At 65.6% G+C, this 23,041-nt stretch carries 25 protein-coding genes and 1 pseudogene; 9 read left to right on the forward strand and 17 right to left on the reverse strand.

Going from position 1 to position 23,041, the window contains the following annotated elements:
• Window positions 1–64: 64 nt before the first annotated feature.
• Window positions 65–1,288, reverse strand: coding sequence for an argininosuccinate synthase (locus ABLE71_RS08720; protein WP_348782945.1), 1,224 nt, complete (start codon window positions 1,286–1,288; stop codon window positions 65–67).
• 163 nt (window positions 1,289–1,451) lie between these two features.
• Here ABLE71_RS08720 and ABLE71_RS08725 point away from each other — a divergent pair, with 163 nt between their 5' ends.
• Entirely contained in the window at window positions 1,452–2,093 is a 642-nt protein-coding gene (locus ABLE71_RS08725) for a LysE family translocator (RefSeq protein WP_348782946.1), read from the forward strand.
• Here ABLE71_RS08725 and ABLE71_RS08730 read toward each other — a convergent pair.
• The 8 genes from ABLE71_RS08730 to ABLE71_RS08765 all read right to left on the reverse strand — a co-directional run bounded on the left by ABLE71_RS08730 (window position 2,074) and on the right by ABLE71_RS08765 (window position 7,377).
• Window positions 2,074–2,595 carry a hypothetical protein gene (locus tag ABLE71_RS08730; RefSeq protein ID WP_348782947.1) on the reverse strand — a complete coding sequence of 174 codons (522 nt, stop codon included), beginning with the start codon at window positions 2,593–2,595 and terminating at the stop codon, window positions 2,074–2,076. The genes ABLE71_RS08725 and ABLE71_RS08730 overlap by 20 nt on opposite strands.
• On the reverse strand, window positions 2,592–3,050 hold the full coding sequence (locus tag ABLE71_RS08735; RefSeq protein ID WP_348782948.1) for a hypothetical protein: 459 nt from the start codon (window positions 3,048–3,050) through the stop codon (window positions 2,592–2,594). The genes ABLE71_RS08730 and ABLE71_RS08735 overlap by 4 nt, the downstream gene beginning before the upstream one ends.
• A complete protein-coding gene (gene rlmN / locus ABLE71_RS08740; RefSeq protein WP_348782949.1) occupies window positions 3,047–4,282 on the reverse strand; it encodes a 23S rRNA (adenine(2503)-C(2))-methyltransferase RlmN in 1,236 nt (411 codons plus the stop codon). The genes ABLE71_RS08735 and rlmN overlap by 4 nt, the downstream gene beginning before the upstream one ends.
• A 170-nt stretch (window positions 4,283–4,452) precedes the next feature.
• Window positions 4,453–4,962: an invasion associated locus B family protein gene (locus ABLE71_RS08745; RefSeq protein WP_348782950.1), complete on the reverse strand. Its 510-nt coding sequence runs from the start codon at window positions 4,960–4,962 to the stop codon at window positions 4,453–4,455.
• 255 nt (window positions 4,963–5,217) lie between these two features.
• Window positions 5,218–5,565 carry a YkvA family protein gene (locus tag ABLE71_RS08750; RefSeq protein ID WP_348782951.1) on the reverse strand — a complete coding sequence of 116 codons (348 nt, stop codon included), beginning with the start codon at window positions 5,563–5,565 and terminating at the stop codon, window positions 5,218–5,220.
• Between the two features lie 73 nt (window positions 5,566–5,638).
• The gene (locus ABLE71_RS08755) at window positions 5,639–5,935 is read right to left on the reverse strand and encodes a 4a-hydroxytetrahydrobiopterin dehydratase (RefSeq protein ID WP_348782952.1); all 297 of its coding nucleotides are present in this window, start codon (window positions 5,933–5,935) and stop codon (window positions 5,639–5,641) included.
• Between the two features lie 58 nt (window positions 5,936–5,993).
• Window positions 5,994–6,590 carry an RNA 2',3'-cyclic phosphodiesterase gene (gene thpR, locus ABLE71_RS08760; protein ID WP_348782953.1) on the reverse strand — a complete coding sequence of 199 codons (597 nt, stop codon included), beginning with the start codon at window positions 6,588–6,590 and terminating at the stop codon, window positions 5,994–5,996.
• A gap of 142 nt (window positions 6,591–6,732) precedes the next feature.
• Window positions 6,733–7,377, reverse strand: coding sequence for an arylesterase (locus tag ABLE71_RS08765; protein WP_348782954.1), 645 nt, complete (start codon window positions 7,375–7,377; stop codon window positions 6,733–6,735).
• Between the two features lie 64 nt (window positions 7,378–7,441).
• Between ABLE71_RS08765 and ABLE71_RS08770 the strand changes: the two genes are divergently transcribed.
• The 4 genes from ABLE71_RS08770 (at window position 7,442) to ABLE71_RS08785 (ending at window position 12,471) form a co-directional block, all read left to right on the forward strand.
• Entirely contained in the window at window positions 7,442–8,140 is a 699-nt protein-coding gene (locus ABLE71_RS08770; protein ID WP_348782955.1) for an ABC transporter ATP-binding protein, read from the forward strand.
• Between the two features lie 142 nt (window positions 8,141–8,282).
• Window positions 8,283–10,781 carry an ABC transporter permease gene (locus ABLE71_RS08775; RefSeq protein WP_348783701.1) on the forward strand — a complete coding sequence of 833 codons (2,499 nt, stop codon included), beginning with the start codon at window positions 8,283–8,285 and terminating at the stop codon, window positions 10,779–10,781.
• Between the two features lie 218 nt (window positions 10,782–10,999).
• Window positions 11,000–11,782 (forward strand): Bax inhibitor-1/YccA family protein, encoded by a 783-nt coding sequence (locus ABLE71_RS08780; protein ID WP_348782956.1) that lies wholly within the window; start codon window positions 11,000–11,002, stop codon window positions 11,780–11,782.
• A gap of 107 nt (window positions 11,783–11,889) precedes the next feature.
• Window positions 11,890–12,471 (forward strand): N-acetyltransferase family protein, encoded by a 582-nt coding sequence (locus ABLE71_RS08785; RefSeq protein WP_348782957.1) that lies wholly within the window; start codon window positions 11,890–11,892, stop codon window positions 12,469–12,471.
• A 62-nt stretch (window positions 12,472–12,533) separates the two neighbouring features.
• Here the strand turns inward: ABLE71_RS08785 and ABLE71_RS08790 are convergent, their stop codons facing one another.
• From ABLE71_RS08790 to acnA, 3 genes are all read right to left on the reverse strand, one after another.
• The gene (locus tag ABLE71_RS08790) at window positions 12,534–12,917 is read right to left on the reverse strand and encodes a DUF2794 domain-containing protein (RefSeq protein WP_348782958.1); all 384 of its coding nucleotides are present in this window, start codon (window positions 12,915–12,917) and stop codon (window positions 12,534–12,536) included.
• A 412-nt stretch (window positions 12,918–13,329) separates the two neighbouring features.
• Entirely contained in the window at window positions 13,330–14,061 is a 732-nt protein-coding gene (locus ABLE71_RS08795) for a thioredoxin family protein (RefSeq protein WP_348783702.1), read from the reverse strand.
• Window positions 14,062–14,245: 184 nt separating this feature from the next.
• Window positions 14,246–16,939 carry an aconitate hydratase AcnA gene (gene acnA / locus ABLE71_RS08800; RefSeq protein WP_348782959.1) on the reverse strand — a complete coding sequence of 898 codons (2,694 nt, stop codon included), beginning with the start codon at window positions 16,937–16,939 and terminating at the stop codon, window positions 14,246–14,248.
• Between the two features lie 298 nt (window positions 16,940–17,237).
• Between acnA and ccmA the strand changes: the two are divergent.
• The 4 genes and pseudogenes from ccmA to ABLE71_RS08820 form a co-directional block, all read left to right on the forward strand.
• Window positions 17,238–17,837, forward strand: a pseudogene (ccmA, locus tag ABLE71_RS08805) (heme ABC exporter ATP-binding protein CcmA); the annotation flags it as partial.
• 151 nt (window positions 17,838–17,988) lie between these two features.
• On the forward strand, window positions 17,989–18,654 hold the full coding sequence (gene ccmB / locus ABLE71_RS08810; protein WP_348782960.1) for a heme exporter protein CcmB: 666 nt from the start codon (window positions 17,989–17,991) through the stop codon (window positions 18,652–18,654).
• A 127-nt stretch (window positions 18,655–18,781) separates the two neighbouring features.
• On the forward strand, window positions 18,782–18,949 hold the full coding sequence (ccmD, locus tag ABLE71_RS08815; protein ID WP_348782961.1) for a heme exporter protein CcmD: 168 nt from the start codon (window positions 18,782–18,784) through the stop codon (window positions 18,947–18,949).
• The gene (locus tag ABLE71_RS08820) at window positions 18,949–19,521 is read left to right on the forward strand and encodes a DsbE family thiol:disulfide interchange protein (RefSeq protein WP_348782962.1); all 573 of its coding nucleotides are present in this window, start codon (window positions 18,949–18,951) and stop codon (window positions 19,519–19,521) included. Before ccmD ends, ABLE71_RS08820 begins: the two co-directional genes overlap by 1 nt.
• A 47-nt stretch (window positions 19,522–19,568) precedes the next feature.
• Here ABLE71_RS08820 and ABLE71_RS08825 read toward each other — a convergent pair whose 3' ends face one another.
• From ABLE71_RS08825 to ftsY, 5 genes are all read right to left on the reverse strand, one after another.
• Window positions 19,569–19,733, reverse strand: a complete 165-nt coding sequence (locus ABLE71_RS08825) for a hypothetical protein (protein ID WP_348782963.1) — start codon at window positions 19,731–19,733, stop codon at window positions 19,569–19,571.
• Window positions 19,734–19,865: 132 nt separating this feature from the next.
• Entirely contained in the window at window positions 19,866–20,393 is a 528-nt protein-coding gene (locus tag ABLE71_RS08830; RefSeq protein WP_348782964.1) for an NADPH-dependent FMN reductase, read from the reverse strand.
• Window positions 20,394–20,404: 11 nt separating this feature from the next.
• Window positions 20,405–21,019: a pyridoxamine 5'-phosphate oxidase family protein gene (locus ABLE71_RS08835; RefSeq protein ID WP_348782965.1), complete on the reverse strand. Its 615-nt coding sequence runs from the start codon at window positions 21,017–21,019 to the stop codon at window positions 20,405–20,407.
• Between the two features lie 12 nt (window positions 21,020–21,031).
• Complete coding sequence (locus ABLE71_RS08840; RefSeq protein ID WP_348782966.1) at window positions 21,032–21,682, reverse strand: septation protein A; 651 nt, start codon at window positions 21,680–21,682, stop codon at window positions 21,032–21,034.
• A 6-nt stretch (window positions 21,683–21,688) separates the two neighbouring features.
• Window positions 21,689–23,041, reverse strand: coding sequence for a signal recognition particle-docking protein FtsY (gene ftsY, locus ABLE71_RS08845; RefSeq protein WP_348782967.1), 1,353 nt, complete (start codon window positions 23,039–23,041; stop codon window positions 21,689–21,691).

The raw sequence follows: 23,041 nt of genomic DNA on the forward strand, positions 1-23,041 counted from the left end.
GCGCCGCTTGCATCGCAAACAAAAAGCCCGGCGTGCCGGGCTTTTTGTTTGATTTGCCTGCCGGTCAGCCCTTGCGCTTCCTTGCCGCCAGCGTCCTCAGCCGCAGCGCATTGAGCTTGATGAATCCGGCCGCGTCCTTCTGGTCGTAGGCGCCCTGGTCGTCCTCGAAGGTGACCAGCGCGTCGGAATAGAGCGACTTTGGCGAGCGGCGGCCGGTGACGATGACGTTGCCCTTGTAGAGCTTCAGCCTGACATCGCCCTCGACGTCCTCCTGGCTCTTGTCGATCAGCGCCTGCAGCATCTCGCGTTCGGGCGAGAACCAGAAGCCGTTGTAGATCAGCTCCGCATAACGCGGCATGATGTCGTCCTTGAGATGGGCGGCGCCGCGGTCGAGCGTGATGGATTCGATCGCGCGGTGCGCCTGGAGCAGGATCGTGCCGCCCGGCGTCTCGTAGACGCCGCGCGACTTCATGCCGACGAAGCGGTTTTCGACCAGGTCGAGGCGGCCGATGCCGTTGTCGCGGCCGAGGTCGTTCAGCGCCGCGAGAAGCGTTGCGGGCGAAAGCTTCTTGCCGTTAATCGCGACCGGATCGCCCTTCTTGAAAGAGATGGTGATCTCGGTGACCCTGTCCGGCGCGTCCATGGGCGAGACGGTACGCTGGTGGACGAATTCCGGCGGCTCGGTCCACGGGTCTTCCAGCACCTTGCCCTCCGATGAGGAGTGCAGGAGGTTGGCGTCGACCGAGAAGGGCGCTTCGCCCCGCTTGTCCTTCGGCACCGGGATCTGGTGCTGTTCGGCGAAATTCAAAAGGTCGGTGCGCGACTTGAAGGACCAGTCGCGCCACGGCGCGATGACCTTGATGTCGGGGTTCAGCGCATAGGCCGAGAGCTCGAAGCGGACCTGGTCGTTGCCCTTGCCGGTGGCGCCGTGAGCGATGGCGTCGGCGCCGGTCTCCTTGGCGATCTCGACGAGATGCTTGGAGATCAGCGGACGGGCGATCGAGGTGCCGAGCAGGTAAAGACCTTCATACTGGGCATTGGCGCGGAACACCGGGAAGACGAAGTCGGAAACGAACTCCTCGCGGACATCCGTGACGCGGATGTCCCTGATGCCCATCATCTCGGCCTTCCGGCGTGCCGGCTCGAGCTCGCCGCCCTGGCCGAGATCGGCGGTGAAGGTGATGACCTCCGCGCCGAGTTCGGTCTGCAGCCATTTCAGGATGATGGACGTGTCGAGCCCGCCCGAATAGGCAAGCACCACCTTCTTGACGTCTTTCCACTTCGACATGCCGGTCCCCGGTTCGATTTTCGGGGCACTCATATCAGGAAAGGCGGCGCGGACAAGCCGAGGACAGGCCGCACGCCGGCGCTGGACCAAGGAAACGCCGCTCGATGCGCTGGCTCGCGGACCGCCGCCGCTTTATAGGTGGGGGTAGCTAGGGTCAGCCGTCATGCCATTCATCCCCGACACAACCGTGCTCGTCCAGTTCGCCATCGCCTCGGTGATCCTTGCGATCACGCCCGGACCCGACATGACGCTCTTCGTCAGCCGGACGCTCTCACAAGGCCGCGCGGCGGGTTTCGCGTCGATGGCCGGCGCGCTGACCGGCACGATCGTGCACACGCTGCTGGTGGTGATCGGCGTGTCCGCCCTGATCATCGCGTCCCCCACCGCCTTCCTGGTGCTGAAGATTTTCGGGGCCGGCTATCTCGTCTACCTGGCCTACCAGGCGATCCGCTACGGTTCCGCCTTCTCGCCGGAAACGCGGAAGGGACCGCGCATATCGGCGGCGAGAAGCTTCTCGATCGGACTGGGCGTCAATCTGATGAACCCGAAGGTCATCCTGTTCTTCATGACCTTCCTGCCGCAATTCGTCTCGGCGCATGATCCGAACGCGGCAGGCAAGCTTTTCTTCCTCGGCGCGATGTTCGTGCTGATCTCGATACCGGTGACGGCGCCGATGGTGTTCGTGGCCGACCGCTTTGCCGCCGCGATGAAAAGAAGCCCGCGTGTCACCCGGGTGGTCGACTATCTGTTCGCCGGGGTCTTTTCCGCCTTTGCCCTGAAGATCATCACGGCGCAGGCGAAGTGACATCCTTGCGGGGCCGCCAACTGCCGGCGGTGCGGCCGGCGACCAGCCAGTAGCCGATGCCGCCGCACATGCCTGCCCCGACGACCAGCAGAGCGAGGCTCGAATCGGTGATCGCCGAACGCCTGCCTGCTGGCTGGGAAACCAGGTCCAGCCCTTCGGAAACCTCGTACATCCCGTCGGCGGCCCGCCAGAAGAAACCGAGCACCACGACCGCGACGATGCCGCCGGCGATGGCATAGAAGAGCCAGTCGCGCTTGCCCAGGATCTCGGCAAGCAGAATCGCCGGCGCCGACGGGACGAAGGCGAAATAGGCGACGAAAAGGGCTACGAATGGGATCACGAAGATATATGAGCCCGCGAGCATCGCAGGCAGTTCCTCGGCCGCAGATCCCGCCGAAGCGATGACCACGACAACGAGGAAGGCGCTGGCGGCAAGCGACGCGACGGAATAGCCGGCGATGATGATGAAGAAGCGGCCGAGATAGGTCAGGACGCGGTTCACGGAAGCTGCCTGCCTGCGACGCGGTCCACGAAACGGCCCGCCACCAGCCAGTAGATGGCGCCTCCCGCGAGCCCGCCCGGAAGGGTGGGCAGGACGAGGCCAACCGGGACAAGGGAAGCGCCGCCGGAGAAGATGTTGAACAGCCCTATCGCCACGACCGCATCGATACCACCGGCGAGCGCGAACCGCCACCACCGGTTCCAGCGCAGCGACAGCGACAGCCAGACGACGACGAGGAAGCCGGGAAGCGCCGTGGCGAAGGTGATCACCATGCCGGCAAGAACAAAGCCCGCGAACTCCATTGCCCGGTTTCCAAACGGTTCCGGATCATTGCCGGCGAACAGGCTGGCAAAGGATAACGTTATTGCGATCACCACCAGGGTCGCGACGAACACCGCCGCAAGATAACCGCCTGCGACCACGGCCCCCACCGTGGCGCCGCGCCTCCAGTTCACGCCTCGCCGTGCCCCGCGATCATCATGGCTTCGAGCGCGAGACGGTCGGTCCTCTTCATGCGCTCCGACTCCGACTTGAGCTGGCCGCAGGCGGCGAGGATGTCGCGGCCGCGCGGCGTGCGGATCGGCGAGGCATAGCCGGCATTGTTTATGTAGTCGGCGAACTTCTCGATCGTCTCCCAGTCGGAGCACTGGTAGTTGGTGCCCGGCCAGGGGTTGAAGGGGATCAGGTTGATCTTGGCCGGGATGCCCTTCAAGAGCTTGATCAGGCCCTTGGCGTCCTCGATGGAGTCGTTGACGTCCTTCAGCATCACATACTCGAACGTGATTCTTTTCGCGTTCGATAACCCGGGATAGTCGCGGCAGGCCGCGATCAGTTCCTTCAGCGGATACTTCTTGTTGATCGGCACCAGCATGTCGCGCAGATCGTCATTGGTGGCGTGCAGGGAAATGGCGAGCATGACGCCGATCTCCTCGCCGGTGCGCACGATCTCCGGAACGACGCCGGAGGTCGACAGCGTGATGCGGCGCTTGGACAGCGACAACCCGTCGCCGTCGGACGCGATCAGCAGCGCCTTCTTCACCGCCTCGAAATTATAGAGCGGCTCGCCCATGCCCATCATGACGATGTTGGAGATCTTGCGCCCCTCGGCGGGCACGATGGCGCCGGCCGGCGTATCGCGGTCGGGAAAGTCGCCGAGCCTGTCGCGCGCCGTCATCAGCTGCGTCAGGATTTCCTCTGATGTCAGATTGCGCACCAGCTTCTGCGTGCCGGTGTGACAGAAGGAGCAGGTGAGCGTGCAGCCGACCTGGCTTGAGATGCAGAGCGTGCCGCGGCCTTCCTCGGGGATGTAGACGGTTTCGATCTCGACCGGGCGGCCGGCGCCGCGCGGCGGAAAGCGGAACAGCCATTTGCGGGTGCCGTCGGCCGAGATCTGCTCCTCGACGATCTCGGGACGCGCGATCGAAAAATGCGTGTCTAGCTCCGCGCGCAGATCCTTGGAGATGTTGAACATCTCGGAGAAGTCGGAGACGCCGCGCACATAGAGCCAGTGCCAGAGCTGCTGGGCGCGCATCTTCGCCTGCCGCTCAGGCACGATGCCGGCGGCGACCAGCGCCTCGGCGATCTCGGCCCGGGTAAGGCCGATCAGCGGCGGCTTTTCAGGCATGCCCGCGCGTTGCGCAATGCTTGCGCGGGCAGGTCCGGTGGTGAGGTCGAGGGTCAGGGCCATGATCGGGTCATATAGGATGGGCCGGGCTTACGTGCCCGTTGCGTTGGCCGCATGTATCACGGGATCGGTTTGGCGTCACGTTGTGGCGGAATCGAGCCGGTCTATTGGCTTTCTCCAAACGAAAGGGCCGGTCGAGCCGGCCCAGTCGAAGATTCTCGGCGATAGCCGCGCTATTTGCAGCCGGCGATCGAATCCAGCGCCGCCGAAATGCCCTTCAGCGAGAAGGAATAGCTGGTCTTGGTGCCGCGCCCGGACTGCGCCTGCACCTGCATGCTGTCGCCGCCCTTCATGGCCGCGATGAGGACCGGCTCTTCGGCGGCGTTCTCGACCCAGGCCGACTTGCCCTTGGTGAACATCGTGAACTTCTTGTTGCCGATGGCAACCGACACTTTCGAGCCTTCCCTCAGCGCATAGCCGGCGATGAACTGCGGCTCGAATGACACGGCCTGTCCGGGCCGCTGGCTGACGAAGAAGAACATGTCGCCGTGGTCGACCGAGGCCGGCTGCATCGATTTCGGCTTCGGAACGGTCAGCACGTAGCAGACCTTGCCGTTCTGCGCCTGATAGCTGTAGGTCGCCCAATCGCCGTGCTCGGCCATCTTTCGCGCGGACTGCGCGTAGGCCTGGCCGGCCAGCATGACCAGCGCCAGGCTGGAGAGTATCGCGATCAATCCCCGCATCGTCTTTTGTCTTCCCATGTTCTTGCCGGCTGCCCGTGGGGCTGGTCCGCTGGCCGGATGCGACCCAAGCCCGTCGGGTTCATTTTGATTTAATCTGGGTTACCAAATGATGAACCTTCATGAGAAGGATCAGCTTCAGATACGCCGCACTGCGCCGCCTGCGCAAGCGGCGCACTTGTCCATCGACAGGGTTCAAGAGCAGGAAAGCGGCAACAGTTTGTCTTTTGCCGCGACGATCGACGCGTTGAGGCCCGGTCAGTCCCTGTCGAGCGCTTCCTTCGCCGCCAGGCGATGGGCCGGCGTCATATGGGCGCGCATGGCGGTGATGGCAGCCGTCAGCACCGCGATGTCGTCGGTAAAGCCGAGCCCCAGAATGACGTCCGGGATGGTGTCGGCCGGCAGGACGAAATAGCCCAGCGCGGCGAGCAGAACCGCCTTGGCGCGAAGCGGCGTGTTCCTGTCCAGCGCGCAATAGTAGGCCGCAACGACCTCGTCCATGAAGGGAACCTGGCGCGCCGCCTTTTTCGCGGTGCGCCAGAATTTCTCGCGCACGTCGTTTTCGGCGGCGCCGGCAGTGTTGGTGGAACGCGATTGAGCGACCATCGGCGATTCTCCTCACGGCAAATGTGGGAAATAATGCCGGGCGCTGCAAGATGCCGTTCCAAAGGCTCCCAATTCATCCGCCGGCGTAGCGGTTCATGCGCCTGGCCAGTTCGAAATCGAGCGCCGTCAGTCCGCCGGCGTCATGGGTGCTCAGCCTGACATCGACGGTCTTGTAGACATTCGACCAGTCGGGGTGATGGTCGAGCTTTTCGGCGGCAAGCGCCGACCGGGTCATGAAGGCGAACGCCTCGCTGAAATTCCGGAAGGTGAAGCTGCGGCTGATCGACAGGCCGTCGCCGGCCACAGTCCAGCCATCGAGGCCGGCCATCGCTTCTTCCACGGCCTGTCTGCCGAGTTTTTCCCTTGCCATGTCATGCTCCCGTTCTTTCGGGAAGATAGCGCCGGCCCGCCGACGGCCAAGCGGTCGTCTACCGCATGATCGAGGTGACGTCCGGGGCGCCTGCCGGCGGGCTCGACGGGCGCGCATCGGCGCCGGCCAGCGGCCATGCCTCCTCGATGACATAGGGGCCGCCGCCAACCGAATCGCGCGACGACATCAAGACGAAGCGGCCGACGCGGAATGGCGCGGTGGAGAAATTGCCGCGCGCCGACAAATATTTGGCGACGTCGGCCGGGCTCGAATTGCGCAGCCGGGCAAGGGTGACGTGCGGCGTGAACTTGCGCGCGTCAGCGGCGATGCCCAATCGCTGGCAGATGCGGTCGATCTCGCCCTGGAGGGCGTTGAGATCAGGCGAGGCCTTCGTGCCGGCATAAACCGAATGCGGCTTGCGGGAGCCGAAGGCTCCGACGCCGGAGAGGGCCAGCGAGAAGGATGGCCGGCGCACGCGATCGAGCGCATTGGCGATCTCGTCGGCGACGTGGCCTTCGACATCGCCGATGAAGCGCAGCGTCATATGGTAGTTTTCGACGTCCATCCAGCGCGCGCCGGGCAGGCCTCCGCGCAGCAGGGAAAGGGAAAGTGCGGCGTCACGCGGAATTTCGAGGGCGGTGAAAAGTCGCGGCATGGCCAGGCTCCCTTCCTCGAATCGTACTCTCGACGCTCAGCGAATCATCGATCCCCCGGAGGGGCAAGCGGTTTTTCGCAACGGCACTGCGGCGTCGGGGATGCCGCAACGTAAGCTCGCGCCCGCATTGGTTTTTGTCCGCTCAGGAGTCACCGCTGCCCGCGGCGATCAGCTTTTCGACCGCCGGCAGCATTCTTTCGACCATGCGGTCGATGCCCTGGGCATTGGGATGCATGCCGTCATCGAGCAGGAAAGCGCGGTCGGCCGCCACGCCGTCGAGGAAGAAGGGATAAAGCGCGACGCCGTATTTATCGGCGAGACGCGGATAGATCGCGTCGAAGGCCGACTGGTAGTCGGGGCCGAGATTGGGCGCGGCGCGCATGCCGGCGAGCAGCACGGGAATGTTGCGCTCGGCCAGCCGCGCCAGCATGGCGTCGAGGTTCTTTTCGGTGATGTCGGGGCCGATTGCGCGCAGCATGTCGTTGGCGCCGAGTTCGAGGATGACCAGTTGCGTGCCGTCCGGCACCGACCAGTCGAGCCTGGAGAGCCCGCCGCTCGTCGTGTCGCCGGACACGCCCGCCTTGGCGATCACGACATCGTGACCCTTTTCCCGGAGCGCTTTTTCAAGCTTTTCCGGAAAGCTTTGGCCGGCATCGAGGCCGTAACCGGCCATCAGGCTGTCACCGAAGCCAACGATTTTGTACGGCTCGGCTTTTGCGGCGGCGGAAATCGACAACACGGCGAGGGCGGCCGCGAAGGCGAAACGCACGGGGAATTTGAAAGCCATGCCGCACAACCCATATGACGAAGACGCGCGCCGCCTCCTGCCCTCCATATAGGACAGTTTTTCCGTGACAGAACCCGTCATCCAGTTGAAGGACGTGTCGCTGACGCTTGGTCACGGCGCATCCTCCGTGCATGTGCTGAAGAGCGTCAGCCTCGAGGTCGGCCAGGGCGAGGCGACCGGCATCGTCGGCCCGTCGGGCTCGGGCAAATCGACGCTGCTGATGGTGCTCGCCGGGCTCGAGCGGGTCGATTCCGGCACGGTGCGCATCGCCGGCGAGGTCCTCAACGGCAGGAGCGAGGATCAGATCGCGGCCTTCCGCGGCAGGAATGTCGGCATCGTCTTCCAGTCCTTCCACCTCATCCCCAACATGACGGCGCTCGAAAATGTCGCCGTGCCGTTGGAGCTTGCCGGCCACGCCGACCCGTTCGGCGCGGCGGCGCGGGAACTGGCGTCCGTCGGCCTGTCCGAGCGCACCACGCATTATCCGGGCGAACTCTCCGGCGGCGAGCAGCAGCGCGTTGCGATCGCCCGGGCGCTGGCGCCCGAGCCCAGTATCCTGATCGCCGACGAGCCGACCGGCAACCTCGACCAGGCGACCGGCCGGCAGATCGCCGATCTCCTGTTCGCCAAGGCCAAGGAGCGCGGCATGACCCTGGTCCTGGTGACGCACGACCAGTCGCTCGCGGCGCGCTGCGCGCGGCAGGTGGCGATGCGTTCGGGCCGGATCGAGGCCGGGCCGGAGCTGGCGGCGGTGTCGGCGTAGCATGACGGCAGGCGATACGACTTCCCCATCCAGCGTTTCGGCAGGCTCAGCGAGCGGGTCGCGGAGCGAGCGCGGCGAGCGCTCCATTTTTTCCTCCCCTCGCCGCACATTGAAACTTGCCCTTCGCTTCTCGCTGCGCGAGATGCGCGGCGGGCTGTCCGGCTTCCTGATCTTCCTCACCTGCATCGCGCTCGGCGTGGCCGCGATCGGCGGCGTCAATTCGGTGGCGCGCTCGATCACGGCGGGCGTCGCCGAAGAGGGTCAGTCGCTGCTCGGCGGCGATATCCGCTTCGAGCTCAACCAGCGCCAGGCGACGGACGCCGAGCGGACCTTCCTGGAAGGGCTGGGCACGCTGGCCACGAGCGCCAACATGCGGTCGATGGCCCGGCTCGAGGACGGGTCCGACCAGGCGCTGGTCGAGGCGAAAGCGGTCGACGGCGCCTATCCGCTCTATGGCGAGCTCGCCACCGAGCCTGCGATGACGCAGGCGGAACTGTTCGGCGCGCGCAACGGCGTGTTCGGCGCGGCGGCGCCGGAGCTGCTGTTCGAGCGGCTCGGCATCCAGCCGGGCGCGCGGATAAAACTCGGGACCGCGACCTTCGAACTGCGCGCCAGGATCGTCACCGAGCCGGACGCGGCCTCGGACGGCTTCGGCTTCGCGCCGCGGCTGATGGTGTCGCTGGACGGACTGGCGGCGTCCGGCCTGGTGCAGCCGGGCAGCCTGGTCGAACACGCCTACAAGGTGCGGCTCGACAGCCGGACGAGCGAGGCCGAGCTTACCGAAATCCGGGAACAAGCGGGGCGAGAGTTCCCTGAAGCCGGCTGGTCGATACGCACACGGCTCAACGCCGCGCCGTCGCTGTCGGCCAATATCGAGCGCTTCTCGCAGTTCCTGACGCTGGTCGGGCTGACCGCGCTCGTGGTCGGCGGGGTCGGCGTCGCCAACGCGGTGCGTGCCTATCTCGATTCCAAACGCGGCGTCATCGCAACCTTCAAGAGCCTCGGCGCGTCAGGGGGCTTCGTCTTTGCGGTCTACCTGATCCAGATGCTCATCATCGCCGGCATCGGCATCGCCATCGGGCTTGTGCTGGGTGCGCTCATGCCCTTCGCGGCGCAGGCAGCGCTTGCCTCGGTCATCCCTGTTCCCGCCGAGGTCGGCATTTATCCCTCGGCGCTTGGCATGGCAGCGCTGTTCGGCGTGCTGGTGACGCTTGCGTTCGCGCTGCTTCCGCTTGGCCGCGCGCGGGACGTGCCCGCAACGGCGCTGTTTCGCGAGATGGGTTTCGAGGCCGGTGCCCTGCCGCGCAAGCCCTATGTCTACGCCGCCGCCGGGATCGCCGTGCTTCTGGCGCTCACCGCCGTCTGGTTCTCCGGCGACCGGCGCATTGCGATGATCTTCGTCGGCGCGGTGATCTTCTCCTTCATCGTGCTGCGCAGCGTCGGCCAGTTCGTGCAGTGGCTGGCGAAGAAAAGCCCGCGCGTGCGGTGGGTGGCGTTGCGCCTTGCGATTGGCAACATCCACCGTCCCGGCGCGCTGACGCCCTCGGTCGTGCTGTCGCTCGGTCTCGGGCTGACGCTGCTGGTGACGCTGGCGCTGATCGACGGCAATCTCAGGCGGCAGATATCAGGCAGCCTGCCGGAACGCGCGCCCAACTTCTTCTTCGTCGACATACAAAGCACCGAGGTCGAGGATTTCGCAGCCTTCGTGGCGGGCGAGGCGCCGGCCGGCGAACTGATGCGCGTGCCGATGCTGAGGGGTCGCATCGTCGAGCTCAACGGTGTCGACGTGCAGAAGGTGACCGTGCCGCCGGAAGGCGCCTGGGTGCTGCGCGGCGACCGTGGCGTGACCTACGACGCGAAGCTGCCGGAGAACGCCACGCTGGCCGAAGGCGAATGGTGGCCGGAGAACTATGCCGGCGAGCCGCTGGTCTCCTTCTCGGCCGACGAAGCCAGTGAGATCGGGCTGAAGATCGGCGACACGATCACGGTCAATGTCCTCGGGCGCGACATCACGGCCCGGATATCCAGCCTGCGCAAGGTCGAGTGGGAGTCGATGGGCATCAACTTCGTCATGGTGTTCTCGCCCAACACCTTCGCGGGGGCGCCGCACAGCTGGCTGGCGACCCTGACCACGCCCGACGCCACGACCGCCGAGGAGGCACGGCTGCTCAACGCCGTGACGCGGAGCTTTCCGGCCGTCACCACGGTGCGCGTCAAGGATGCGCTCGACGTAGTAAACCGCATCGTCGGCCAGCTCGGCACGGCGATCCGCGCTGCGGCGAGCGTGGCGCTGATCGCCTCCGTGCTGGTGCTGTCCGGCGCGCTGGCGGCGGGAAACCACGCCCGCATCCACGACGCCGTCGTGCTGAAGACGCTCGGCGCGACGCGCAGGACTCTGATCGCCGCCTTCTCGCTCGAATATGCGCTGATCGGGCTGGCGACGGCGGTCTTCGCGCTCCTCGCCGGAGGCGTGGCGGCCTGGTATGTGGTTTCGCAGGTGATGCAGCTGCCCTCCGTCTTCCTGCCCGAGGTCGCCGTGGCGACCGTCATTGCGGCGCTGGTGCTGACGGTCGGTTTCGGTCTTGCCGGAACCTGGCGGGTGCTTGGCCACAAGGCCGCACCGGTACTGCGCAACCTGTAAAGGGCCGGACGCAGGCTCAGCCCAGCAGTAGCTGCAGTAACGCGCATGTGATGACGAAAAGTTCATCCGCTCACGCAGCGTTGCAGTCCGTTACGGGTCTTGTTCTTGACGTCAACAAGCATCATATTCTCCGCAGGCATGCTGGGACCCCGCCAGCGGCGCCTGGGCGCTTGAAAAGCCGCCTGACACCGGACGGGGCAGAAGCAATGAGGAATCCAATGGCTGAACTCCGCAATTATCAGACGCGAGCCGTGCCGAATGCCGGCAGCCGCGCTGATACGTCAATCGACGAGGGCCTGCGCGCCTATATGATCAAGGTCTACAATTTGATGGCGCTGGGCCTTGCCATCACCGGCGTGGCCGCACTCGCCACCATGATGCTGGCCACGACCAACGATCCGGCGGCCGCCGTCGCCACGCTCGGCAACGGCAAGATGCTGACCGGCCTCGGCGCCGCGCTCTACGGCTCGCCCCTCAAGTGGGTCGTCATGCTGGCGCCGCTCGGCATGGTCTTCTTCCTGAGCGCCCGCATCCAGTCGATGAGCCTCTCCGGCGCGCAGACCGCGTTCTGGGTCTTCGCCGGCCTGATGGGCCTGTCGCTGTCGTCGATCTTCCTGGTTTATACGGCGCAGAGCATCGTGCAGACCTTCTTCATAACGGCGGCCTCCTTCGGGGCGCTGTCGCTGTGGGGCTACACGACCAAGCGCGACATGACCGGCATGGGCACGTTCCTGTTCATGGGCGTGATCGGCCTGATCATCGCCATGGTGGTGAACATCTTCCTGGCGTCGCCGGCGCTGCAGTTCGCCATCTCGGCGATCGGCGTGCTGGTCTTCGCCGGCCTCACCGCCTACGACACACAGAAGATCAAGGAGATGTATTACGAGGGCGACGAGGTTCTGGTCGCCGGCCGCAAGGCCATCATGGGCGCGCTGACGCTCTATCTCGACTTCATCAACCTGTTCACCTTCCTGCTCTCGTTCCTCGGCAACCGCGAATAAGCGCAGGCTGGACCATCAAACACCGAAGGGCGGCCCAAGCGGCCGCCCTTTTCTTTTGGCGGCGCCCTCGATTTTATGCGTCCGGACAAAGACGCCGGGCGAGCATCGTGAACGAATCAATCATAAGGCCGGCGGCAGCCGCCGATCTCGACGCGATCACTGAAATCTACGCGGACGCGGTGAGGAACGGCACGGCGAGCTACGAGCTCGAGCCGCCGACGAGGGCGGAGATGGGCGCGCGCTTCGAGACGCTCGTTGTTGGCGGTTTTCCCTACGTCGTCGCCGAAGAATCGGGAACCGTGCTCGGCTACGCCTATGCGGGTCCGTTCCGGCCCCGCCCGGCTTACCGCTTCATCGTCGAGAACTCGGTCTACGTCGCGCCGCACGCCAAGGGCCGCGGCCTGGGACGGCTGCTGCTCGAAAGGCTGATCGCGGAAGCCGCAAAGCTCGGCTTCCGGCAGATGATCGCCGTCATCGGCGACGGCCATCCCGGCAGCGCCTCGGTGAAGCTGCACGAACGCATGGGTTTCCGTCACAGCGGCCGGCTGGAAGGCTCGGGCTACAAGCACGGGCGCTGGCTGGACACCACCTTCATGCAGCTGTCGATGAACGGCGGCGCGTCGACGGCGCCGGATCCCGACTCGCTGCCGGAACGGAAATTCAGGGCTGGCAGCGTGAAAGCCGGCTAAGGGCGCGCGGGCTTCACGACCTGCCGGGGTGCCTCTGCCGCGCCTCTCAGCGGAACGATCTCTCAGGCGTCGACCAGTCTCAGCTTGTTGTCGAAGACCGAAAGCACCCGGGCAAGTTCGTGGCCGCGCTTGAGGATCAGGCCCGTCGCTGATGTGACCGACCACGTGCCTTGCCGCCGGGCGAGCGACGGATTCTTCGTGATGCGGAAGAGCGGCGTCTCGCTGGTGCGGCGGAAGACGGAGAAGACGGCGCGGTCGGAGAGATGGTCGATGGCGTAGTCGCGCCATTCGTTGGCGGCGACCATGCGCCCGTAGAGCCGGAGAATCTGGTCGAGTTCGCGTCGCTGGAAGGTCACCGGCAGAGCTAGCCGCTCGCGCCGGACCTCGTGCAACGGAATCAATATTGAGGAATCGTCCCCACCCTCCGTCCCGCTGGCCCGATCCATCGTCGGTGACCTTTCATCACGGTTTCATGACGGTCGAAGCGTGACGTTTTCATGCTGCAATTGCAAGCCCCGGAAACGCGATCCGGGCAGCGTTCCAACATTAATCACAAATCGGTAACAGCCTGAAACATTCTGTATCGATTGGTGATGCTGCGCCACATTGCTGCCTTTTTTTATCCGCGCTGACGCCCCAATGTCCGACGAATTTACCCGTGTTGCCTGAGACGGTTCGGTCCGGCACCGGCTCGTAAACCCCAAGCCCCCCGCCCACGGGTCTGCGTCGGATCGAACCAACCTCGGCCTTCCCAAGGAAGCCGAGTGCGACGATCCCAAAATCCTGAATTCTGAATCACCGGTGCCGGAAGCAAGCTGGCGCCGGTTTTTCTTCGTTCCGGCTGGCCCGGGCCAAGCCCTAAGGCGTCTCGGCTTCCGGAGGAACAATGGCTGCGCCGAGGATCGGCCCGGGCAGCCCGTCCCTGGTCACGGACTGGAGAAGGATGGCGCAGCCGCCCTTCTTGTTGACCTCGCTGCGCGGCAATTCGAAGCGCGCCGCCTTGCCGTGCCACATTCCGGCGGTCTGCACGCTGGTGACGGGATTGGCGTAGGTGATGGTCTTGCCTTTGTTCTCGCCGCGCTCGATGGCGACGGGCCGCATCGGATCGAAATGCACCAGCACGAGGTGGGCGTCGCCCTTCTCTCCGGGCGCCGCCGCCGCATCGATCACGACGCTTTCGCCGGCGCGGGTGACGCCGATGTCGACCGACAGCCCGTCGCCCTTGTTCTCCATCTCGGTGATCGCCCAGGAGACCGCGTCGCCCTTGGCGCCGTTGACATGGGCGCGCCCGTTGATGACGGCCTGCGGCGTGTAGACCGTGCGCTTGCCGAACGCCTTGCCGTACCGATGCTGGCGCTCGGTGTTTTCCGGCGTCGCCAGAGTGTCCTTCCAGCCGAGATAGTCCCAGTAGTCGACATGGTAGCCGAGCGCCACCACGTCGCCTCTCTCGGCGAGTTCGGTCAGCACCGCGTCGGCGGGCGGACAGGAATTGCAGCCCTGGCTGGTGAAGAGTTCGACAACGGCCCTGGGCTTCAGAATGTCGCCGGCAAAGGAGGGCACGGCGCAAATCAGCGCCGCCGCCGCCGCCATCCTCAACAGGAGCCGTCTGTTCATGCGCATCCCGGTTCCGCCGGCAGGACCGGCTCTTATCGTTCGCCGGAATGCTTGCCAGACCGCCTCAACAAGAGGAAGTCACGTTGCGGTGAAACGGGATGGCCGAGCTCAGCCGACCCCCTCAACCGGCGCAGCCCGAGGGGGTCGTTCGATCGCCGGTTCAGGCGGCCAGGTCGCGCAGCACGTATTGCAGGATGCCGCCGTTCTTGAAGTATTCGAGCTCGTCGACCGTGTCGATGCGGCAGAGGATCGGCACGTTCTTCACGGTGCCGTCGCCATAGGTGATCCTGGCCGTCATCTTCTGGCGCGGGCGGATCTGCTGCAGCCCGTCTATGGTGACGGTCTCGTCGCCCTTGAGCCCCAGCGAGGCCCATGAGGTCCCCTCCTCGAAGCCGAAGGGGATGACGCCCATGCCGACCAGGTTGGAGCGGTGGATGCGCTCGAAGGACTGGGCGATTACGGCGCGCACGCCGAGCAGGTTGGTGCCTTTGGCGGCCCAGTCGCGCGACGAGCCGTTGCCGTATTCGACGCCGGCGAAGATCACCAGCGGCACGCCCTCCTGCTTGTAGAGCATGGCCGCGTCGTAGATCGAGACCTCCTCCTTCGACGGATAGTGGATCGTGAAGCCGCCCTCCTTGCCGTTCTCGCCCAGCATGTGGTTGCGGATGCGGATGTTGGCGAAGGTGCCGCGCATCATCACCTCGTGGTTGCCGCGGCGCGTGCCGTACTGGTTGAAGTCGGCGACGCCGACGCCGTGGTCTGTAAGGTACTTGCCGGCGGGCGAGGCGGCCTTGATCGAGCCGGCCGGCGAGATGTGGTCGGTGGTGATCTTGTCGCCGAACAGGCCGAGAATGCGCGCGCCCTCGATGCTGCCGATGCCGCCGGGCTTGTGGCCCATGCCGACGAAATAGGGCGGGTTCTGAACATAGGTAGAGTTATCGTCCCAGGAATAGGTCTGGCCTTCGGGCGCCTGTACCGCCTTCCAGTAGTCGTCGCCCTTGAAGACATCGGCATATTTGCGGGCGAACAGCTCGCGGGTGACGTTCTCGGCGACGAACTCGTCGATTTCCTGCGTCGAGGGCCAGACATCCCTGAGGTAGACCGGCTTGCCGTCGCGGTCTTCGCCGAGCGGCTCGGTGGTGAGATCCTTGGTCACCGTGCCGGCGAGCGCATAGGCCACGACCAGCGGCGGGGAGGCGAGGTAGTTCGCCTGCACGTCGGGCGAGACGCGGCCCTCGAAGTTGCGGTTGCCGGACAAGACAGCGGCGGCGATCAGGCCCTTGTCATTGATGGTCTTGGAGATCGGCCCCGGCAGCGGGCCGGAATTGCCGATGCAGGTGGTGCAGCCGAAACCGACGAGGTTGAAGCCGATCTGGTCAAGCTCCTTCTGCAGGCCGGACTTCTCGAGATATTCGGCGACGACCTGGCTGCCCGGCGCCAGCGAGGTCTTGACCCACGGCTTCTGCTTGAGGCCGCGGCGGTTGGCGTTGCGCGCCAGAAGGCCGGCGCCCATCAGCACCGAGGGGTTCGACGTGTTGGTGCAGGAGGTGATGGCGGCGATGACCACGTCGCCATGACCGATATCGTATCCGGCGCCCGGCACGGCATAACGCGCGGCGATGTCGGCGGTCTTCTTGTATTCGATTTCCATCGCCTTGGCGAAACCCTCGGCGATGCCTTCGAGAGGCACGCGGCCCTCGGGGCGCTTGGGCCCGGCCATGGACGGCACGACGGTCGAGAGGTCGAGGTCGAGCTGGTCGGTGAAGACAGGATCGGCGGAATCCGTGTCGCGCCACATGCCCTGCGCCTTCGAATAGGCTTCCACCAGCGCGATGCGGTTCTCGGCGCGGCCGGACATGGTCAGATAGCGGATGGTCTCGGAATCGACCGGGAAGAAGCCGCAGGTGGCGCCGTATTCCGGCGCCATGTTGCCGATGGTGGCGCGGTCCGCGAGCGTCATGTTGGAGAGGCCGGAGCCGAAGAACTCCACGAACTTGCCGACCACGCCCTTCTTGCGCAGCATCTGGGTGACGGTGAGCACGAGGTCGGTGGCGGTGACGCCTTCCTTCAGCTTGCCTGTGAGGCGGAAGCCGATGACCTCGGGAAGCAGCATGGAGACCGGCTGGCCGAGCATGGCGGCTTCAGCCTCGATGCCGCCGACGCCCCAGCCGAGCACGCCAAGCCCGTTGACCATGGTGGTGTGCGAATCGGTGCCGACGCAGGTATCCGGGTAGGCGATAATGTCGCCGTCCTGGCCGGTCGTCGTCCACACCGTCTGGGCGAGATATTCGAGGTTGACCTGGTGGCAGATGCCGGTGCCGGGGGGCACGACGCGGAAATTGCGGAACGCCTGCTGGCCCCATTTCAGGAAGTTGTAGCGCTCCTGGTTGCGCTCGTATTCCAGCTCGACGTTGCGGGCGAAGGCCATCGGCGTGCCGAATTCGTCGACGATGACCGAATGGTCGATGACGAGATCGACCGGCACCAGCGGGTTGATCTTCTGCGGGTCGCCGCCGAGCGCGGCCATGGCGTCGCGCATCGCGGCAAGGTCGACCACCGCCGGCACGCCGGTAAAATCCTGCATCAGCACGCGGGCGGGCCGATAGGCGATCTCGACGCCGGCCTTGCCCTTGTCGGTCAGCCAGCCGGCGACGGCCTGGATCGATTCCTTGGTGACCGAGCGCCCGTCCTCGTTGCGCAGCAGGTTCTCGAGCAGCACCTTCATCGAATAGGGCAACTGGCTGATGCCGGTCAGCCCGTTCTTCTCGGCCTCGATGAGGCTGTAGTAGATGTACTCCGTGCTCCCCACTTTCAGGGTGCGGCGGCAATTGAAGCTGTCGAGCGATTTGGACACGTGCGATCCCATCCTGGTCTGTTCGGCCTGACGGGAACGGACTCCGATGGCATGCAATCACGCGCAAAGGTGCGGGTACGGCCATTTCCGCTGTCCGCTCCCAAGCGTCCGAGCCGTTGAAGGCGGCGGGCGCGCTGGTCCGGCGCAAAATTCGGTTCCCGCGCCGACCGCTGGCACGGATGACCCGCATATAGAGAAATTTCTGGAATAGTTCTAGACACGGAATCGCCATTTTTGCTGCGCCGCACCAGCGGGCGGCCTGCAAAGGGCGGTACGGGCCTTGGCAACGGGGAAGACGATGCGGCTGATCGCCGAGGATCTGAGCGGCGAGCGCGGCGGGCAGCCGGTCTTTTCGGGCGTCGGCCTGTCGCTCGGCGAGGGCGAAGCTCTCATCGTCACCGGACCGAACGGATCAGGCAAATCGACATTGCTCCGGGTCATGGTCGGGCTGCTGCCCGCGGCCGGCGGCAGCGTGCGGCTGGAAGGCGGCGGCGAGGCGTTCCCGACGGTCGCGTCGGCTGCCCACTATCTCGGCCATCTCAACGCGATGAAGCCGGCGCTGACCGTGACGGAGAACCTCGCCTTCTGGCGCGATTTCCGCGGCGATGCGGCGGTTTCAGTGGGCAACGCGCTGGAGACCGTCGGGCTCGGGGCGATCGGGCATCTTCCCTTCGGCTACCTCTCCACCGGCCAACGCCGCCGGGCGACGATCGCCAGGCTGCTGGTCAGCCGGCGGCCGCTCTGGCTGCTCGACGAACCGACGGCAGGGCTGGATGCGCAGTCGGAGCGGCAGTTTTCCGCACTGATGGCGGCGCATCTTGCCGGCGGGGGGATGATCGTCGCCGCCACGCACCTGCCGCTCGGGGTCGAAGGGGCAAGAGAGCTGAGGATGGGCGAGGTTGGCGCCGACTTACCCTCCACCTCGCGGGGAGGGTCGACCCGCGAAGCGGGGCGGGGTGGGGGCGGTCCAGAATCGAGTGCTTCGTCTCCACCCCCACCCGGCTCACACCCTCGGGGTTCGCCACCCTCCCCGCAAGGGGGAGGGTAAGGTGGGCGCCCTCTACCTGCGCGAGCTTCGCCTGGCGACGCGCGCCGGCGGCGGGGCGCTGACCGGTGTCTTGTTCTTCCTGGCGGTGGTCGCCACCATCCCCTTCGCGCTCGGCCCCGACCTCAACATGCTCGCCCGCATCGGCCCGGCGATATTGTGGATCGGCGCGCTGCTCGCCTCGCTGCTCGGCCTCGACCGGCTGTTCCAGGCCGACCGCGAGGACGGTTCGCTCGACGTGCTCGTGCTGTCGGCCGACCGTCATATGCTGGCGCTCACCGTCTTCGTCAAATGCCTGGCGCACTGGACGGCGAGCGTGCTGCCGCTGGTGATCGCCGCGCCGGTGCTGGGGCTGATCCTCAACATGGAACCGCTCGGGATCGGCGCCACCGCGCTGACGCTGCTGGTCGGCACGCCGGCGATCGCCTTCATCGGCGCCGCGGGCGCGGCGGTGGCGGTCGGCCTGCCGCGCGGCGGCGTGCTGGTCTCGGTGCTGGTGCTGCCGCTGGCGATCCCGGTGCTGATCTTCGGCGTCTCGGCGAGCTATGCGGCGGTGAACGAGCCGGACCCGTTCATGCCGCCCTTTCTCATTCTCGCCGCACTGACGCTGTTTCTCGCGGTGATCGGCCCGGTCGCGGCGGCGCTCGCGCTGCGCTATTCGGCTGATTGAGCATGACCCCGAAAAGTTGCAGACTTTTCGGCCAAGGTCATGCTTCCAAGAAGCCGATGCGGCGTTCGGCGCGATTGCGGGGGAAGCTTCCGGCCGATATGCAGCCGGGCCAAGGAAGGCAAGAACGATGACCGCGCATGCGCTCTATGTGACAGCGGCTTACGGCGTATCGGCGCTGGCGATTGCCGGGCTGATCGCCTGGGCGCTCTTCGACAACCGATCTCGGCGACGCGAGATGGCGGAGCTGGAAGCGAGCGGCGTGCGCCGCCGCTCCGACCGCAAGGACGCAAGCTGATGGCGACGGAGGCGGCAACGCCGAAGCCGCGGCGTCTCATCGTGCTGGCGCCACTCGCGCTGTTCCTCGGACTGGCAGCGCTGTTCCTGATACAGCTCCTGTCGGGCCGCGACACAGCCGAGATTCCCTCGGCGCTGATCGGCGAGCCGGCGCCCGAGACCAGCCTGCCGCCGCTCGAAGGCATGGACCTCCCCGGCCTCGACAGCAAAAGCTTCGCCGGCAAGGTGACGCTGGTGAATGTGTGGGCGTCGTGGTGCGCGCCCTGCCGCGAGGAGCATCCGCTGCTGCTCGCGCTGGCTGAGGACAAACGTTTTTCCATCGCCGGGCTGAACTACAAGGATGCGCCGGAGAACGCGCGCCGCTTCCTCGGCAGCCTCGGCAATCCCTATTCGGCGATCGGCGTGGACGGCGCCGGCCGAACCGCGATCGACTGGGGGGTCTACGGCGTGCCGGAAACCTTCCTCGTCGGCAAGGACGGCAAGATCGCCTTCAAGCATGTCGGGCCGCTGTCCGAGCAGGCCGTGACCGGCGCGCTGCTGCCGGCAATAGAAAAGGCGCTGGCCGCCAATTAGGAGCCAGCGCCGTTCTAATTTTACCTGGACTGCGTTTACGCGACGGCTCAGCCGTAAATTTTCTTGTAGGCGTGGCGCAGCATTTCGCCGCGGTCGGCGCGAAGGTCCGCGAGGTCGCGCTGGGAAAGGCCGGCGATCTCGTTGGCGAGGCGGTTGTATTCGCGACGCTTCTCGATGCGCGTCTGCGCGTAGGCGATGAGGTTCTGGATCATGGCGAGGCTCCTTGCCGCTCCCCAAGTAGCGGCTGAATGGTTGTTCCTCCCTGACAAGCCAAAGATATGCAACGATGTGTGCAATGCAACATGGCATGTTGCATCGCAGCAATGCGCCGCGCGCATGGCCGGTTAATGCCGGCTTGCGAACCGCTGGAAGCCGACAAGCATCTCCTGCATGCATCGTCGCGCCTCTGTAGCAGCGAGCATCGCCTCTACGTCCTCCGGCTTCTTGCCGAGCAGCGCGATCTCGAATTCGTCGCCGGCAAAGACATCAAACGACATGGTATTCAGTATTTCGCGCAGCGCTGTGCGGGACGTCAGCGAGCGCGGCGAGGCGTGGACGAGCATCGCCGGCTTGCCCACCGCCGCCTCGCCCGACACCAGCCAGTCGAGTGCGTTCTTCAGACCGCCGGGCACGCCATGCGCATATTCCGGACAGGCAATGACGATGCCATCGGAGCGCCCGACCAAGTCGGCCAGCCTCAGGACCTCCGCTGTCGGCGTCTGCTCGTCGTCCGGGTTGAAGATCGGCAATTTGCCGAGCCCGTCATAGATTTCGAGCCTGCAGCCATCAGGCGCGCAGTCGCGCATGGCGAGAAGCAGCGCGCTGTTGGTGGAGACTGCGCGCAGGCTGCCCGACAATCCGAGAAAATTCACAGGGGTTGCGCCTACCAAAGGGTCTGCTTGTAGGCCTCGTCGAGCCGGCGGTCGGTCTCAGCGGCCGACTGGTCGACGGCCATCTGGTCGCGCAGGATTTCGCCGAGAGTCGGCATGGAGCCGCGGTCGGGCCAGCTTTCAGGCTTCCACAGTTCGGAACGCATGAAGGCCTTGGCGCAATGCATGTAGGCCGCCTTCACCGTGACCACGACCACGCTGATCGGCGGCTTGCCCTCGACCGCCAGGCGCTCGCGCAAGACGGCATCGGTGGTGATCCTCGCCTCGCCGTTGACGCGCAGCGTCTCGTTCATGCCGGGGATGAGGAAGAGCAGGCCGACGGCCGGATTGACGACGATGTTCTCCAGCGTGTCGAGCCGGTTGTTGCCCGGGCGGTCGGGTATGGCGATGGTGTTGTCGTCGAGCACCGTTGCGAAGCCCGGCTTGTCGCCCTTGGGCGTCACGTCGGCATTGCCCTGGCCGTCCGACGAGGCGATCAGCACGAACGGGCTCCTGGCGATGAAGGAACGGCAATGGCGGTCGAGCCGCTTCAGCTCCTTGCGGAGAGCGGCGTCATGGACGGGCTTGTAGAGACTGCGCAGCTCTTCATGCGAGGTGATAAAGTCCATGATCCCCTCCGGCTACTTCTTCTGGAGCTTCTCGTCGAGTGAATGGCGCATGATGAGCGGCATCTGGCTGAAGGTGAAGACCAGCGTGATCGGCATGATGCCCCATACCTTGAAGGCGACCCAGGCATCGGTCGAGAAGGAGCGCCAGACGATCTCGTTGACGACTGCCAGGAAGATGAAGAACAGGCCCCAGCGCAGCGTCAGCTTGCGCCAGCCTTCGGCGTCGAGACTGAAGGCGGAATCGAAGACGTAGCCGAGCAGCGACCTGCCGAACCACAGCCCGCCGAGCAGCACGGTGCCGAACAGCGTGTTGATGATGGTCGGCTTCATCTTGATGAAGACGTCGTCCTGCAGATAGAGCGTCAGCCCGCCGAAGACGAAGACGACGACGCCCGACACCAGCGGCATGATCGGCAGGGTGCGGGTGAGTGCCCAGGAGACGGCCAGCGCGATGGCGGTGGCGATCATGAACAGCCCGGTGGCGATGAAGATCGGCCCGCCGAAGGCGGCGAGCGCCGGAAACCGCTCGGCCAGCCATTCGCCGCGCGCATTGGCGAAGAAGAAGACAACCAGCGGCCCGAGCTCCAGAGCGAGCTTCAGCAGCGGGTTTATTTCCTTTTTCCTGGGGTCGCCGGGTTCGCGTTCGAGGATCGGTGGGTTCATGGGCGCTCAAGAAACTCCTGCGATCGCCTTGGCGAAATCGCTTGCGGAAAAGGGTTCGAGGTCGTCGATCTGCTCGCCGACGCCGATGAAATAGACCGGCAGTTTGTGCTTGGCCGCGATCGCAACAAGGATGCCGCCGCGCGCGGTGCCGTCAAGCTTGGTCATCACCAGGCCGCTGACGCCGGCCACGTTGCGGAAGATCTCCACCTGGTTGAGCGCGTTCTGGCCGGTCGTCGCGTCGACGGTCTGCAGCACCGTATGCGGCGCATCCGGATCGTGCTTGCCGAGCACGCGCACGATCTTCTCCAGTTCCGCCATCAGCTCGACCTTGTTCTGGAGCCGGCCGGCGGTATCGATGATGAGCACGTCCGAGCCGGCGGCCTTGGCCTTCTCGTAGGCTTCGAAGGCGAGGCCGGCGGCATCGGCGCCGAGTTTCGAGGAGATGACGGTCGAGCCGGTGCGCTCGCCCCAGATCTTCAGCTGCTCGATGGCCGCGGCGCGGAATGTGTCGCCGGCGGCAAGCATCACCTTCAGTCCGCCGGCGGTGAGTTTCGCCGCGAGCTTGCCGATTGTGGTTGTCTTGCCCGTGCCATTGACGCCGACCACCAGGACCACATGCGGCTTGATCCGGAGGTCAAGCTCCAGCGGCCTGGCCACCGGGGTCAGCACCTTCTCGATTTCGGCCGCCATGATGGCGCGCACGTCGGCGTCGGACACGTCACGGCCATAGCGGGCGGCCGACAGCGCATCGGTAACGCGAAGTGCGGTCTCCATGCCGAGATCGGCGCGGATCAGTACGTCCTCCAGATCCTGCAGCGTTTCCTCGTCGAGCCGCTTTTTGGTGAAGACGCCGGCGATGTTGCCGGTCAGTTCGCGCGAGGAACGGGCGAGACCCTGGCTGAGGCGCTGGAACCAAGAAGGCTTCGGCGCTTCAGGCGCAGAGGCAATGACAAGCTCAGCCGCTTGTCCAACGGTCCTTCCGACGGTGACCTTGCCGGGAGTGCTTCGAATCTCAGGAGGCACCGGCTGAGAGGGCTGCGGCTCGGGAACGTATTCGGGGACCGCCGGCTCGACTTCGGGCGGCACGGTCGAAGGAATCTCGGCGGGGGCGGGCGTTTCCGGCAGGTCAGGAGAGGGAGGCACTTCCCGTGGCCGTTCCGGCTCCGGCTGCGTCGGAATTTCTGGCGGCGAGTAGGGCGGAGCCTCCGGCTGCGGAGCCGGTGGCGTTTCCGGAGGAAGGTGTGGGGTCTCGGGGGGCGAAGCCGGCGGGGTTTCGGGCGGAGCCGGCGGCTCGACAGGCGTCGGCGTATCGGGCGCTTCGCCGAACGAAAAGACCTTTCGGAAAAAACCCAGCGCCAT

This window comes from Mesorhizobium sp. KR9-304, assembly GCF_040049215.1.
Lineage (GTDB): Bacteria > Pseudomonadota > Alphaproteobacteria > Rhizobiales > Rhizobiaceae > Mesorhizobium_K.